Below are 15,357 nucleotides of genomic sequence, written 5' to 3'. Positions count from 1 at the left end.
GAAATTGATGACACAAGACCAATCCCCCAATCTTTATACGATCCCCCCGGGCGTAGCCTTCTTGCCATCATTTGCGGAAGCTCTCCTTAATGGAGATATGTTTCTAGGTTTCAAATATGATCCAAGTGAACCACATCACTTAGCAGATATTCGCATATATGTGCCTACACGCCGAGCGGTACGCTCTTTGCGATCAGAATTGGCAGAACAGATCGGAAAAGGTTCGGTTATCCTACCCGATATCAGGCCGCTTGGTGAAGTCGAAGATGATCTCGGTTTTTTTGATATTGCATCTAATGAAGAGCTTTCTACTTTAGATGCCATTTCGCCAATTCAGTCGAAGCTAATTCTGGGTGAGTTGATCCTTTTATGGAAGCAGGCCTTACCCAAAGCGTTTCACCAACAGTTAAAATCGGTTCCCATGGTTGCTCCAGCTAACCCCACCGATGCGATCTGGCTGGCTGATGAATTACTTAGTCTAATTGAAAGTGCTGAAAGCGAAGAAGTAGATTTAGCTGGCATTGATCTGATTGATGCGGAAGATCATGCAAAATGGTGGCAATTAACATTAGAATTTTTAAAGATACTACGAGAATTTTGGCCGACTCGTCTTAAAGAACTTAATCGGCAAAGTATAACAATCCGTCAAATCAACATGCTTGATAAGCAAACCGACGAATTAATGAAGAAAAGGCATTCTAAGCCTGTTATTGTTGCCGGATCTACTGGCTCTTTGCCGGCTACAGCGAGGCTTATCAGAACTGTTTCACAACTTGAGAATGGCGCTGTTATTCTCCCTGGTTTAGATCAGAATATGACACCTGATCAATGGCAGCCGATATACAATGTTGCATCTAACAATAGTAATGCTAAACATCGGTTTGATCTATCCACTGTTGTTGTTCAGGGACATCCGCAATTCGGTTTAGCGCGCTTATTATGGCGGCTTGGCCTTAAAGTTGAAGAGTTTAACTCTGTTAAACAGCTAGCAAAGCCTAGTTATGATCGAGATGTTCGGCAAAAAATTATCTCAAAAGCAATGCTGCCAGTATCGCAAACACAGGATTGGTTTGATCGGGCGTCCATTTTAATCGATGACGAACAAAAGGCTTGTCGTAATCTTACTCTAATTGAAGCAGGAAATGAGCGGGAAGAGGCCGCAGCTATTGCAACGGCCATTCGATTGGCTTTGGAGCCAAATGAAGACAGCGATGAGCCTGATGTTGCACTCATTACCCCTGATCGAAACCTCGCGCGGAAAGTATCCATTGAACTGCTAAAATTTGGAATTACAGCAGATGATTCCGGCGGCATTTCATTGTTACAAACCAAACTTGGTAATTTAGCAATCATCTGTCTTCATGCATTGTTAAAAGCAAAAGATAACCTGGCTTTGGCAGCTTTGTTGAAACATCCATTTGCGCATTTTGGGCTTGAGGAAGAAGAGAGATTACGTTCGGCATCGGTAATAGAGCGTCTGGTTTTGAGATCGGAGAAGAGTTGTATAGATCCGGCTTTTTTGCCGAAATTACTTTCAGATAATTTTGATGCGCTCCTGGCGCAAAAACATGTTCCGAAATGGTTACGGAACATTTCTAATGAAGATATGCAACGAACCGGATTACTCGCCCAAGCCGTTGCGGATATTTATTCGGCATTTCACGGTATCGATGGCCAAGCTTCTCAATCATCTACCAATCTAAATCTATCTATCGGTCACTGGACAAGGCGTACGATCGACGCATTGGAAGCGATAACCCGTTCTGGTGACGGTCTGTTTGCAGTTTGGGAGTGCGATGAAGGCGGACAGCTTGCGCGTCTGCTTGAAGAGGTTGAGGCCTGCCCTACATCGTTGCAAGTTACAGGTCGTGAATGGTGTGACATGCTCGATCCATTGATTAGCGGACAGACGGTGAAACCCAAAACCGGCAACCATCCACGCGTGATGATTTGGGGTGTGCTTGAAGCTCGACTGCAAAATGTTGATACAATGATACTGGCTGGACTAAATGAAGGGACATGGCCAAGTGTTAGTTCAAATGACCCGTTTCTTTCTCGATCTATGAAATCAGAAATTGGTCTCATTCCACCAGAACGTCGATTAGGTTTGGCAGCTCATGATTTCCAAATTGCCGCAGGGACAAAACGTGTTGTTTTCACGCGTTCTTTAAAATCATCTGGCGCACCCACAGTAGCATCACGTTGGGTGCAGCGGTTACTAACTGTTTTGCGGCCCGAAACTGTTGAGACTATTCGAAAACGTGGACGTGATATTGTGGACTATGCGGAGCTTGTACCTGCACGAGACCAAGCTAAATCTGCTCAAAGGCCGGAACCAAAACCACAAAAGAGCTTTCAACCGAAGAGCTATTCATTTAGCGAGGTTTCAACCTTGCGCCGCGATCCTTATGCAATCTATGCAAGAAAGATTTTGAAACTTGATTTGCTTGAAAATTTTGCATCCGAACCAGATTTGCGACTGCGCGGCACGATATTCCACGCAATTATAGAAAATTATTCAAAACAGCTGCCAGATATACAAAACTCGAAGCGTTATGAAACATTTTTGAACTGTATGAACAGCGAATTCTCAAAACATGACCTACCAACGGATTTAGCTTTTCTATGGAAGCAGCGTCTATTGGAGGTCTCGAAATATTATGTTGATTGGGAGCATGAGTGTGATCAACTAAATGTCAAACGTCATATTGAATTATCCGCCAGATGCACATTGCCTAACATAAGTGAAATACATTTAACGGGTCGTGCTGACCGGATTGATATTACAACAGATAATTCTGGCGGAACTTATGTTGATATTATTGATTTTAAAACAGGAACGAGACCATCTGCGAAAGAGGCGAGAAGCCTTCTAGATCCTCAGTTGGCATTAGAAGCATTTGCCCTAGAACAGGGTGGTTTTAAGGGGTTTGGCGGTTTAAAGGCTGATAGTTTGAAATATGTCCGTTTTAAACCATCAGATCATCTTATCATAGATCAAGTTGAACAAAGACCGACGAAGCAAAACCCTGATACGGAATCTGCATCCGATTTGGGCCAACGTGCGGCAGATGAGTTGTCATCTTTAATTAGTGCGTTGGGTGATAATCGAATAGGATTCTTATCTAGAGCAATTCCGGTTTCTGAATTTGATATGTCTGGTGATTATGATCATCTTGCTCGGGTATCTGAATGGTCGGCCGCAGAAACGTCCGATATGGAGGATGGCTATGAGTGATCTTCCTGAAACAAAAAAACTAATCGGAGAAACAACAGCTCGTCAAATGCGAGCCGCAACACCTGGTTTATCGGCATGGGTTTCAGCCAATGCCGGCTCAGGTAAAACACATGTTCTATCACAACGTGTTGTACGCCTATTGATGGACGGTACAGCGCCATCTGCAATTTTGTGTTTGACCTATACAAAGGCTGCCGCTGCTGAAATGTCATTGCGGATATTCAAGATACTATCTGAATGGACAAGCCTAGACGATGTTTCGCTCAACGCAAAACTAACGGAGTTAGAAGGTCGGCCACCATCACGTGATAAACTGCTGCATGCAAGACGTTTATTTGCCGCTGCATTGGAGACACCAGGTGGTCTAAAGATTCAAACAATCCATGCCTTCTGTGAAGCGATTTTACACCGTTTTCCGCTTGAGGCAAATGTTGCTGGTCATTTTCAAGTGCTCGATGATGATGCGGCTAAGCAAATGCTAGAAGATGCAAGACGCCTCATTATAAATAGCTCTGCAAATGAAAAGGAAACGGATCTGGCAAGAGCTGTTTCTAATATACTTTCAATTGCTGGTGAGCATGGATTCGATCAACTCATTGGTCAGTTCATAAACGCTCGACACGCGTTGTCCAGTTTTCTGCAAAGAGCTGAGACAGTAGGTGGTGTAAGAATTCAGCTAGCAACTGAACTGGACATTAGTCCTGATCAAACAGAAGATGAATTGATAATGAACTTATGGCCGCTTCCATCCATGAGTGATGAACAAATTGACCTTTACTATGAGTTGGCGCATGAACGGAAAAATAAAACACCAAAAGATCTTGCTCAAAGTTTGAAAACTGCGAGATCTGAGAGATCGCCAACACTTAGATATGAGATACTAAAATCCGGTTTTTTAACCAAAGCGGGAAAACCGCGTTCGATGTCAAAAGCTGTAAATGCAGATTTATTGGATGCGATGCCCGATCTTATGCAGATGCTAAGCGATGTCGCGGAACATATTCTTAATATTGAGGATCTTATAAAACGTCGCTATTGTCTTGATGCCAGCGAGCAAGCACTGGTCATTGCAAAACATTTTATAGAAGCCTTTGAAGGCCTCAAACGTCGTCAGGCTATGCTGGATTATGATGATCTCATTATTCAGACGGCTAATCTTTTTCAAAAAAGCGGTGCTGGCAGTTGGGTGCACTATAAACTTGATAAGGGGATTGATCATATATTGATTGATGAGGCGCAAGATACCAGTCCCAGTCAGTGGAATGTTGTCCAGTCCCTAGCGAGCGAGTTTTATAGCGGGCTTTCAGCAAGAGAGGTCGAGCGAACTATCTTCGCGGTGGGCGATGAGAAGCAATCGATATACTCATTCCAAGGTGCACAACCTGAACGGTTTGATTATGAGCGTCGCCAAACATCAAGAAGGGCAGAAAATTCGGCAAATGATTTTGATTCCATAGCCTTGCGGGTGTCATTCCGCTCAACGGCGGAGATATTGGATATGGTCGATCTCGTTTTTGGTGATGATAGTGCCAGTAAGGGTTTGAGTTTCTCAGGGGAGGCCATCATCCATGAAACTGTTCGGCAGAACGCTCCCGGTCGAGTGGAATTGTGGGAGATGCTCGCGAAACAGAAGAAAGATCAGAGCGAAGATTGGCTTCAGCCATTTGATTCCGTTTCAGAAACAGACCCGGTTAATCTGTTAGCGCAGCAAATTTCAACAACACTGGAAATGTGGGTTGGAAAAGAGCAAATTGAAGATCAGAAAACCGGCCAGTTGCGCCCAATTACCGCTGGCGACATTCTTATATTGGTACGAAAACGTGATGCATTCGTTCCAACGCTCATCCGTACTTTAAAATCTCAAACAGATATACCAGTAGCAGGTACAGATCGATTGCGGCTTACAGATCATATAGCCGTTCAAGACTTAATTGCACTTGGTCGTACTTTGTTACTCAAGGATGATGACCTATCTCTTGCAAGTGTCCTAAAAAGTCCATTTTTCAACATCTCTGAAGATCAACTATTTGAACTATGCGCAAAACGTGATCAGAACACCTCAGTATGGCAAAACCTTTGCTATTTGGCGTTATCGGACGATGTTTGGGAGAAGATAAAAGTCAAAATTGAGTATGTGGATGCATTATCGCAGCGGCTTTCAGTTCATGATTTCTATCAGCACGTTTTAGGACCAATTGGTGGACGACAAATTTATCTCAATCGCATGGGGCATGAAGTGTCCGATGTGTTGGACGGGTTTTTAGATGCCGCACTTGATCATGATATGAATGCTTTGCCTGGTTTGCAAAGCTTTTTGGCAAAGCTTGACCAGTCCAAACAGGAAATTAAACGAGAACAAGAACAAGGTGTTGATGCGGTTCGTATTATGACGGTTCACGCATCGAAAGGTCTGGAAGCACCAATCGTATTTTTAGTTGATCCCGGCAGTTCTGCGTTCCACACGTCCCATGCTGCAACCTTGCGCCCTATCTCGGATGATTCTGATCAACAAAGTCTACCGAAGGGGTTTCTTTGGGTGCCGACGGGAAAACTAGAAAATTCGAAGTCCGCTCTACTCAAAGACAAACAAAAAGAACTCGCTGAGGAGGAGTATCGGCGGCTTTTATATGTGGGCCTAACGCGCGCCGCCGATCGACTGATTGTTTGTGGTTATAGAGGCGTACGAGAAGCATCTAGTTTAACCTGGCATGGGTTGGTGAGTAATGGATTTGAACGTGCTCAATCCGAAACAGTTAAAGAAATACATAATAAATTCGGTCAATTGGAGTGGAAAGCAAAACATTATTCGCGTGACGTAGCTGAACGATCCATTGATACATTACCCACTATTATGAACGAGAAGAGAAGCGCGATTGAAAGGCCAGAATGCCTTGATATGCTAGTTAAGAAATCACGGTCTTTGCCGAGACCACTTATCCCATCCGGTGCACATACAATTCTTGATGAGGAAGATATAACATCTCCACTAAACTCCCCCTTTCACAAGTCAGATAGTCCTTCGATTAATGCGCTTGAATATGGAAAAGCGATTCACCGCTTGTTGCAGGTCCTGCCCGAAATGAAACCTGAGGACTGGGAGACCCAATCGCTTGGGTATTTAAGAAATGCATTACCTAATTTGAGCGCCGAAGCTTATAGTGGAATAATAAACAACATGATTGGTCTGCTGAATGATGTAGAGTTTGCACCGCTATTTCACGGAGGTGGTGCATCTGAATTCTCAATTATGGGGAATATTAATGTCGCTGGTGAAGAGCGGATGGTATCTGGCAGGATAGATCGGATCGCTGTTCTAGAGGATAAGGTTTTAATTATCGATTATAAAACCAATAGTAATCCGCCAACCGAGCTTGCGGATGTGCCAACTTCTTATATCAATCAGATGGCTATTTATCGTGCAGTTCTACAGCCGCTTTATCCTGATAGGTCTATCAGAGCTGCCCTTTTATTTACGCGAGCGCCCCGTCTTATTACGGTTTCTGATGAATATCTAGAACAAGCTCTATCGCGATTGAGTTCAAATTAACTTGAACTACTTGAAACGACGCTCAATATGCCTCACATATGGGGTACAAAACGATTCCAAAGGAGCCCAAAATGGCAACTGTAACTGTAAATAACGATAACTTTCAGGAAGAAGTCCTGAATTCAGATAGCCCTGTTGTTGTTGATTTTTGGGCTGAATGGTGTGGACCTTGTAAAATGATTGCACCTAGTCTCGAAGAAATCTCAAACGAGATGGGCGATAAAGTCAAAATTGCAAAGTTAAACATTGATGAGAATCCAGACTTAGCAGCACAATATGGTGTTCGCTCTATTCCAACTTTGGCCATGTTCAAAGCTGGCGAAGTTGCGGATATTAAAGTTGGTGCATTGCCGAAATCAGGCCTGTCATCTTGGATTGGTGATGCGGTTTAAGCGCGCTAATCAAACTTAGTGATATTAGATTAGAGAGCTCGCATGATAGGCATGCGAGCTTTTACTTATACTGGTGGCGTTCCATTTGTTAAAAGGACATCTCCAACCAGATAAAGTGAGCCACAAATTAGGATGCGTGGTGCATTTTGGGGATGTTTAGCTGTATGAAGAGCCGATATTTTCTCAAAAGCGGATCGAATACTGTCAATGCTTTCTGCAGCGATCCCAGCTTCATTTACAATTGTTGCCAGTTTTTCGTTCGGAATACCAGCATCCGATGATGTGATAGGCAAGATAGCGGCGTATTCAGCCAAATCTTTAAAGTTCGCAAAGAAAGCGCTTGGATCTTTGGTATTGAGCATTGCTGAGATAAGATAGAGAGGTCGTTGATCGCGCTGATCTAATTGATTGATTATGTTGACAAGCGTACCAGCAGCATCTGCGTTATGGCCACCATCGACATAAATTTCTGGCATGTAGTTTTTGTTAAAGCCGGTAAGGTTTTTGAATAATTCACCCTTCGGTAAAGCCTGAAAGCGACCAGGCCAATAAACGTTGCGCATCGCTTCTTCCGCAGCTTTTTGGGAGATGGGAAAACCTGCGTCTCTTACAGCCTTGATTGCAGTTGCCGCATTTATATACTGGTGTTTACCCATAAGCGCAGGTTTTGGAAGGTCCATCAAACCGTCTTCATCTTGATAGACAAAGCGACCATGCTCTTCAGAACCGGCAAAATCTTGACCAAAAATAGATGATGCGCAGCTAAGTTCATTGGCGCGGGCTTCAATCACGTGCAATGCCTCATCAAAAGGCTGCTTGCTTACAACAACGGGGCATCGTTTTTTAATGATGCCGGCTTTTTCGAAAGCAATTTTTTCAGCCGTATCACCCAAAAGAGACTGGTGATCGATTGATACGGGCATGATCACGCTGATCGCGGGTTCTTTGATGACGTTGGTGGCATCAAACCTGCCACCAAGGCCAACTTCTATGATGACGACATCTGCTGGTTGTTCTGAAAATAGAAGAAACATTACGGCAGATAGAATTTCAAATACGGTTATTGATTGGCCTTGATTAGCTTCTGCTACGCGTGAGATAGCATCTGCGAGCATGACATCGTCAACAAGCTGTCCTCCACCTTCTCTGCCAATGCGAAAGCGCTCGTGCCAAGACACAAGATGCGGTGAAGTGTGAACATGTACTTTATACCCTTCAGCTTCCAGCAATGCGCGTGAGAACGCGGTGAAGGAGCCTTTGCCGTTTGTTCCGGCAACATGAATGATGGGTGGAAGCTTATCTTGAGGGTTACCTAACCGTTCAAGCAACATTGTTATCCGGCCAAGGGATAAATCATATCCCTTGGGGTGTAATGTCATGAGATGGTCAATGAGCTGATCAGCACGAGTCGGAAGATTATCAGACATTTAAATCCCAGTCTTAAGGTTTTTAGGACTTAGCTTCGTCTGTTTCAGCTGCCTGAGTATCTTGTGCAGGCGCTTTCTCATCTGAAGATACTTCAGTTTCAGCCGCTTCGTTATCGTGAGTAGTTTCAGCAGGCAGTGCGAGAACTTCTTCTAGCTTTGCGGGCGTATTTGCAAACAGTCGCAATATACGAGCAAGCATTTTTGGTAATTCATGACGATGAATAACCATATCAACCATGCCATGCTCCAAAAGATATTCTGATGTTTGAAAACCCTCTGGCAATTTTTCGCGAATAGTTTGCTCAATCACGCGTTTGCCTGCAAAGCCAATTTCGGCGCCCGGTTCTGCAATATGAATATCACCAAGCATGGCATAAGATGCTGAAACACCGCCCGTTGTTGGGTTTGTCAAAACAACAATATATGGAAGGCCAGCTTCTTTGAGCATCTCCACAGCAACCGTTGTACGCGGCAATTGCATAAGGGACAGGATACCCTCCTGCATGCGCGCACCGCCAGAAGCTGGAAATAGAACGAGCGGACATTTTTCTTCAATTGCACGTTCAAACGCTTTAATTATGGCTTCGCCTGCCGCCATGCCGAGCGAGCCACCCGCAAAGCTAAAGTCATGCACGCATGCAACAAGCTTAACATCATCTACATGTCCAACACCTGATACAATTGTATCTTCTAAACCAGTTTTTGCACGATAATCTTTCAGTTTATCAGAATATCGTTTGATATCTTTAAACTTAAGTGGATCCTGCGTAACGTCAACATTTTCAAGTATTTCAAAGTCACCATCAAAGAGATGTGTCAGTCTTTGACTGGCAGTCATTTTCATATGGTATTCAGATGAAGGCACCACAAAGTGATTTTCTTCCAAATCCTTATGAAAAACCATCTCACCCGTTTCAGGGCATTTGATCCATAAATTATCAGGAACGTCACGGCGACCCAGCATTGAACTAATTTTAGGTCTTACGTAGTTAGTAATCCAATTCACGTGTTAATACTCCAAAACAGGTTTATACTTATCTGGCGATGATAGATGTCAATTTCAACGAGCCGAGGCTACTCCAGCGGCTAAATCCTCAATTAATTTGGCAACATTGGTGTTTGTTTGCGCAGTAGCATGGCCATTTTCATCCAATGAATCAGCAATTGTGCTTACAATTGCTGAACCAACTACAACACCATCAGCATCTTGGCCAATTGCCTTTGCTTGTTCGGCTGATTTCACGCCAAAACCAACGCAGATCGGTAGATCAGTGTGAGATTTAATGCGCTTTACCGCATCGCCAACTTTTACTGTGTCTGCTAGCGCTGACCCGGTAATACCGTTCATAGACACATAATAAACAAAGCCAGATGTATTTTGCAAAACAGTCGGTAAGCGTTTCTCATCTGTTGTTGGTGTCGCCAAGCGAATGAAATTAATTCCTTTCGCAATAGCTGGAATACATAATTCATCATCCATTTCAGGTGGTAGATCGACAATGATAAGACCATCGATCCCAGCTTCTAGCGCAGCATCTAAAAAGCGCTCCACTCCATAGATGTAAATCGGATTATAATACCCCATCAATACAATCGGTGTATCAGCGTCAAATTTACGAAATTCCCGTGCCATATTGATGGTTTTTTGCAATGTTTGGCCACCTTTGAGGGCGCGCCGCGCCGCCATCTGAATAGCCGGACCATCTGCCATTGGGTCAGAAAATGGCATCCCAAGTTCAATGACATCCGCACCGGATTTAGATAGTGTTTTCATGATCTCCAGCGATGCATCATAACCGGGATCTCCTGCCATAAAATAGGTGACAAGCGCAGGACGGTCTTCCTTAGCCAAGTCCGCAAATCTTTTATCCATACGTGCAGTCATTATAGCTCTACTCCCAAATGCTTTCCGACGGTGAACACGTCTTTATCACCGCGTCCGCAAAGGTTCATAACAATGATCTGATCTTTACCCATTTTAGGTGCGCGTTTCATTACTTCCGCAAGAGCATGGCTTGGTTCAAGCGCAGGAATAATGCCTTCAAGGCGGGTTAGAAGTTGGAATGCTTCTAATGCCTCATGATCCATAATAGGCACATATTCAACACGGCCCGTATCGCGAAGCCATGAATGTTCTGGGCCGATACCAGGATAATCAAGACCTGCGGAGATCGAATGACCTTCTTCAATTTGGCCATCATCATCTTGCAAGAGATATGTTCTATTGCCATGCAAAACGCCGGGTGAACCAGCAGTTAGTGACGCACAATGTTCATCACTATCGAGACCCTTACCACCAGCTTCTACACCAACAATTTTGACATCTTTATCATCAAGGAATGGATGGAATAGACCAATAGCATTGGACCCGCCACCCACAGCAGCAACTAGCATGTCCGGCAGGCGACCTTCACGTTCCATCATTTGCTCTTTAGCTTCCATACCGATAACGGACTGGAAGTCACGCACCATTTCTGGATATGGGTGAGGGCCAGCTGCTGTGCCAATAATGTAATAGGTATCATCGACATTGGTTACCCAATCACGCAAAGCTTCATTCATCGCATCTTTGAGCGTCCCATTACCGGCGGTAACGCCAATCACTTCAGCACCCAGCAACTTCATACGAAACACATTTGGTGCCTGGCGCTCAATATCTTTTGCACCCATGTAGACAACACAAGGCAGACCAAAACGAGCGGCAACTGTGGCCGATGCAACGCCGTGTTGACCAGCACCTGTTTCAGCAATAATGCGCTTCTTTCCCATACGCTTGGCAAGAAGAATTTGCCCGAGGCAATTGTTGATTTTATGAGAACCTGTGTGGTTTAACTCGTCGCGTTTAAAATAGATTTTTGCACCGCCAAGTTCTTCGGTCAGGCGCTCTGCAAAATAAAGCGGGCTGGGACGACCTGTATAATGCTTATTTAGATCTTCAAGTTCATCCTTAAATGTAGGGTCTGATTTTGCCACTTCCCAGTGATCCTGCAAATCAAGAATGAGAGGCATCAATGTTTCGGCAACAAAACGACCTCCATAGATGCCAAAACGTCCATCTTCATCAGGACCTTCCCGATAAGAATTCGGAATATTTTGTTCGCTCAAGGCCGTTCTCCCAATAGCTTTATTTACTGCTTGATGCCCCAAATTCTTATTGATGGTTTGAAAGAAGTTAGTCATCAAGGTTTTATCTTTTACGCCCGGCGAGCTTTCAATTCCAGAAGAAAGATCAAGCCCAAACGCATTTGTACTTTCAATTGCTATGCCAACATTATCAGCATTTAGTCCGCCTGAAAGCATATATTCAATCTCTGGATCAAGTGTATCAAGCAGAGTCCAATCAAATGATACCCCATTGCCACCAGGTAATTCAGAATTTTTGGGGGCTTTCGCATCAAACAACATACGATCAGCGATACCAATATACGGCTTTATTTTGTCAAGATCTGTAGCGCTCTGTATTGAAAAAGCTTTCATAACTGGTAAGCCGTAGCGATGTTTAACTTCTGCTACGCGATCTGGTGTTTCCTTACCGTGTAGTTGTAACATATCTGGCTGAAGGCCAGTTACGATTTCATCAAGATACTCGTCACTCGCATTTACCGATACGGCCACGATCTCAGCCTTGCCGCGTGCGGGTACTGCTGCATCACTGGCTTGCTGAACCGTCACATGTCGCGGGCTTTTTTCAAAGAATATAAATCCGATCTGATCAGCGCCGTTTTCAACAGAATGGGCCACGATTTCGGCAGATTTCAAACCACATGTTTTGATCGTAAGTTTCATAATTCCGCAAGTGCCATGAATAGCGCAAAGAGTCGAGTATTTTGATAGGTTTGAAGATGATTCAGCGTAATTTAGTTGAAATTTATGGCGTGAAGAAGACTACCATTTTTCTTTAGCCACTTTTTTGCATCCTGAGTATGCGGGCAAAGGTTCTCGCATAATTGCCAAAATTGTGGTTCGTGGTTCATTTCAACAAGGTGAGATACCTCGTGTGCAGCTAGATAATCCAGCACAAATGGCGGCGCCATGATTATTCGCCATGAGTAAGATAGACTGCCATCTGATGAACAAGAACCCCAACGACTTTTCGTATCGCGTAGGCTGATGGACTTAAAAGAGCGCCCTATTTTTTCAGCGTGATAATGTGTCGATTTTTCGAGATCTTTGCGTGCTTCTGATTTTAAAAAATCCGAAATGCGTCGTTTAAGGTGTGGCACATCCCCAGAAACTCTAAGGATAAATTCTCCATCCAACTGAACAGTTTCAGTTATTCCGCGAATTTTCCCTGTGCGTTCTATAAGATGATCTTGGCCGCGAATTTTAATATATCCACCCTCAATGAGTTCATCATCTTTGGGAAACTTGGCTAGCTTTGTTAAAATCCAGCCATGGTACTTCTCCAAAAATTCATTAATCTCATGTTCGGGAAGTTTTCGCGGGATCGTAAGGCTTAGTCCCCGCCCGCCAGGATCAATGCGTAAGGTGATGCGCTTCGCGCGCGCGTGGGGACGAATCTTGAGTGGTAATGATCGATCACCAACATCAATAAATCTGTCTTGGGGCCTATCATTGGCTGTTTTCTTCAAAAAGGAGAGCATGCAACCATTTTAACTGATTCGTTTTGCGTAGAATAATTTAATCATTCTAACGAAGAAAAACGGCGCTAAAGCGCCGTATCATCTAATCTATCAGTCAGTTGTTTTTGGAACTGACGATTTTTTGTTTTTTTTGCCTGACTTGGATCGAGATTGCATAAATGCATCAAACTCTTCTTTGTCACGCGCTCTGCGTAAATCACGCATATGTGCGTCAAATTCTTCACGCATTGCATCAAGCTTACGACGTTCTTCGTCCAAACGTTGAAGTTCTTCATCTCGCCATTCGTCAAAAGCCATATTGCCCGAATTGTAATGTGAGCGGCTTCGACCAAATCCAGAACCAGATCTACGACAAGATCTGAAGAATCCATCTGTTGCATTATTCATTTCAGATTTAAATTCATCCAAACGTTCACCCCAAATAATATAGGCGATCATGGCAAGACCAAGCGGCCAAAAAACCATAAAGCCCAATACCATCAGAGCGATGGTTACAGGCGTCCATGCGGGACGTACTAGTGCTGATTGTATCATTTTTTATCCTCATGTTGGTGAGGCATTTGTGCCTCCTTACAATATAGATGTTGTGAGGCAGATGGATAAATTCAACCACGTAAGAAGGTCATTCGCAATAAATTACAGAAAATTATAATGGAAAATAAATTAGAATCAATAACTTACACATATTCTAGATTTAGATAAATTTTTCAATAAATCGGAAAACCAATGTAACTCTAACCGACCTTGTTATTAAGATTTGCAGTAAACTTTAAAATACGGGGCGCAATTTCTTTTCTAAATCGGGAGCCGGAAAACACACCATAATGCCCAACATCTGGTTGCATATAGTGTTCACGTTTAGTCTTAGGAATATTAGGGCAAAGAGTATGTGCTGCTTGGGTTTGCCCAACACCAGTAATATCATCATTTTCGCCTTCGATTGTGAAAAGAGCGCACTTCTTGATGCTTCTTGTGTCAACAAGTTCGCCGCGATGCATCATTTCACCTTTCGGCAACGCATGTGTAATGAACACAACGTCAACCGTTTGAAGATAGAACTCCTCGGTTAAATCCATTACAGCCATATATTCATCATAAAATTCACGATGTTTTTCTGCTGTATCTCCATCACCCTTGACCAGATTCATGAAGAACTTACTCTTTGCTTCAACATGCTTATCCAAGTTCATAGACATGAAGCCTGATAGTTGAAGAAATCCTGGATAAACACGACGACCAAAACCTTTAAGCGGCCAAGGCACTGACATGATTACGTTTTCTTCAAACCAAGACAATGGTTTGGATTGAGCGAGTTTATTCACTCCGGTTGGATTCACACGCGTATCAATGGGGCCACCCATGAGGGTCATGGAGCGAGGCGTATTCTTACTCTTACGTGCTTCCATAAGTGAGACCGCAGCTAACACAGGCACAGACGGCTGGCAAACTGACATGACATGTGTATCTGGTCCCAATGTGTCAAACATATCAATTATGTAGTCGATATAATCATCAAGATCGAAGCTACCGACGGCTTTTGGAACAATGCGAGCGTCCGTCCAATCTGTTATATAAATTTCAGCATGTGGAAGGAGTGTTTCAACTGTTCCCCGCAAAAGTGTTGCGTAATGACCGGACATTGGAGCTACAAGGAGAATTTTTGGCTGTGACTTGCAGCTTTTTGGAAGGTCTCGCTTGAAATGCAGGAGATCACAAAAAGGTTTCGACCAAATAATATTTTCTTCGACGGCGACTGTCTTGCCATCGATCTGCGTAGTTTCCAATCCAAAATCTGGCTTACCATAACGACGTGTCGTGCGTTCAAATACTTCTAGGCCTGCGGAAAGAGAGCGTACCATTGGCGATTTGGAAAAGGGATTGGCAGGGCTCTCGTAAGCAAATCGGAGCGCATCTGCATAGGCACGCATCGGAGCAATAGCCGCATGATTAAGCTCATGAAAGTTATAAAACATATATATAGCCGCCTTTATAGTTTTCCGCATTTGGATGGATCAAGTTAGCATGCTCCGTGTGTATTGCAACGCAACAATGTGTGAAAATGGTACCAAATCGGCATTAAATATGCGTTATTTGCAATTCTTCGTCTCAAATTTCGTATCTAGGAGTAGATAATTCAATGTTTTGGATT

General features: G+C 43.6%; 10 protein-coding genes and 1 pseudogene. 3 read left to right on the top strand and 8 right to left on the bottom strand.

Annotated elements, in window-relative coordinates; genetic code table 11:
* Positions 1 to 7 precede the first annotated feature (7 nt).
* The 3 genes from addB (at position 8) to trxA (ending at position 7,177) form a co-directional block, all read left to right on the top strand.
* The gene (gene addB, locus AB2J24_RS14045; RefSeq protein WP_367385908.1) at positions 8 to 3,238 is read left to right on the top strand and encodes a double-strand break repair protein AddB; all 3,231 of its coding nucleotides are present in this window, start codon (positions 8 to 10) and stop codon (positions 3,236 to 3,238) included.
* The gene (addA, locus tag AB2J24_RS14040; RefSeq protein WP_367385907.1) at positions 3,231 to 6,785 is read left to right on the top strand and encodes a double-strand break repair helicase AddA; all 3,555 of its coding nucleotides are present in this window, start codon (positions 3,231 to 3,233) and stop codon (positions 6,783 to 6,785) included. Before addB ends, addA begins: the two co-directional genes overlap by 8 nt.
* Before the next feature lie 71 nt (positions 6,786 to 6,856).
* Positions 6,857 to 7,177, top strand: coding sequence for a thioredoxin (trxA, locus tag AB2J24_RS14035; RefSeq protein ID WP_162654575.1), 321 nt, complete (start codon positions 6,857 to 6,859; stop codon positions 7,175 to 7,177).
* A gap of 65 nt (positions 7,178 to 7,242) precedes the next feature.
* On the opposite strand, the gene AB2J24_RS14030 is transcribed toward trxA, so the two are convergent.
* The 8 genes and pseudogenes from AB2J24_RS14030 to AB2J24_RS13995 form a co-directional block, all read right to left on the bottom strand.
* Positions 7,243 to 8,604: a bifunctional folylpolyglutamate synthase/dihydrofolate synthase gene (locus AB2J24_RS14030; RefSeq protein WP_367385906.1), complete on the bottom strand. Its 1,362-nt coding sequence runs from the start codon at positions 8,602 to 8,604 to the stop codon at positions 7,243 to 7,245.
* Between the two features lie 22 nt (positions 8,605 to 8,626).
* Positions 8,627 to 9,610, bottom strand: coding sequence for an acetyl-CoA carboxylase, carboxyltransferase subunit beta (gene accD / locus AB2J24_RS14025; RefSeq protein ID WP_367385905.1), 984 nt, complete (start codon positions 9,608 to 9,610; stop codon positions 8,627 to 8,629).
* Between the two features lie 54 nt (positions 9,611 to 9,664).
* Entirely contained in the window at positions 9,665 to 10,489 is an 825-nt protein-coding gene (trpA, locus tag AB2J24_RS14020; protein ID WP_162654573.1) for a tryptophan synthase subunit alpha, read from the bottom strand.
* On the bottom strand, positions 10,489 to 11,709 hold the full coding sequence (gene trpB, locus AB2J24_RS14015; protein WP_367386004.1) for a tryptophan synthase subunit beta: 1,221 nt from the start codon (positions 11,707 to 11,709) through the stop codon (positions 10,489 to 10,491). The genes trpA and trpB overlap by 1 nt, the downstream gene beginning before the upstream one ends.
* Before the next feature lie 57 nt (positions 11,710 to 11,766).
* Positions 11,767 to 12,390, bottom strand: a pseudogene (locus AB2J24_RS14010) (phosphoribosylanthranilate isomerase); the annotation flags it as partial.
* A 71-nt stretch (positions 12,391 to 12,461) separates the two neighbouring features.
* The gene (locus tag AB2J24_RS14005; RefSeq protein WP_420883658.1) at positions 12,462 to 13,208 is read right to left on the bottom strand and encodes a M48 family metallopeptidase; all 747 of its coding nucleotides are present in this window, start codon (positions 13,206 to 13,208) and stop codon (positions 12,462 to 12,464) included.
* Between the two features lie 90 nt (positions 13,209 to 13,298).
* Positions 13,299 to 13,742, bottom strand: coding sequence for a DUF2852 domain-containing protein (locus tag AB2J24_RS14000; protein ID WP_162654570.1), 444 nt, complete (start codon positions 13,740 to 13,742; stop codon positions 13,299 to 13,301).
* A 200-nt stretch (positions 13,743 to 13,942) separates the two neighbouring features.
* The gene (locus AB2J24_RS13995) at positions 13,943 to 15,181 is read right to left on the bottom strand and encodes a polyhydroxyalkanoate depolymerase (RefSeq protein WP_162654569.1); all 1,239 of its coding nucleotides are present in this window, start codon (positions 15,179 to 15,181) and stop codon (positions 13,943 to 13,945) included.
* Positions 15,182 to 15,357: the final 176 nt, after the last annotated feature.

Source organism: Lentilitoribacter sp. EG35 (genome assembly GCF_040784015.1).
Classification (GTDB): Bacteria; Pseudomonadota; Alphaproteobacteria; order Rhizobiales; family Rhizobiaceae; genus Lentilitoribacter.
This window is presented reverse-complemented; position numbering and strand designations above follow the sequence as displayed.